This window comes from Enterobacter sp. R-1.6.2, assembly GCF_035064085.1.
Classification (GTDB): Bacteria; Pseudomonadota; Gammaproteobacteria; order Enterobacterales; family Enterobacteriaceae; genus Enterobacter; species Enterobacter asburiae_B.
In genome coordinates this window covers 1-498 of sequence record NZ_JASEYI010000126.1, presented here as the reverse complement: position 1 = coordinate 498, position 498 = coordinate 1, and the positions used below count along the sequence as shown (strand labels likewise).

1 protein-coding gene is annotated in these 498 nt (G+C 53.2%); it reads left to right on the top strand.

The window, feature by feature from the left end; genetic code table 11:
- Positions 1–498 (top strand): IS3 family transposase (locus QMN93_RS26110; protein WP_323630749.1); only part of this gene is annotated, 498 nt, incomplete at both ends.

Genomic DNA, 498 nt, shown 5'->3' with positions numbered 1-498 from the left:
CGCCATCAGGCAGACCTGAGACTGACAGGACAGATTAAACAGTTCTGGCTGGAATCGGGATGCGTCTATGGTTATCGCAAAATCCATCTGGATCTGCGTGACAGCGGGCAACAGTGCGGAGTAAACAGAGTCTGGAGACTGATGAAACGTGTCGGAATAAAGGCTCAGGTCGGATACCGAAGCCCGCGGGCACGTAAAGGCGAGGCCAGTATCGTGTCACCCAACAGGCTCCAGCGACAGTTCAATCCGGATGCTCCTGATGAGCGTTGGGTAACGGACATAACCTACATCAGGACCCACGAAGGCTGGCTGTATCTTGCCGTTGTTGTTGATCTGTTCTCACGCAAAATTATCGGCTGGTCCATGCAATCCCGGATGACAAAGGACATTGTCCTGAACGCACTGCTGATGGCTGTATGGCGGCGTAATCCCGAAAAACAGGTGCTGGTTCATTCGGATCAGGGCAGTCAGTACACAAGCCATGAGTGGCAGTCGTTC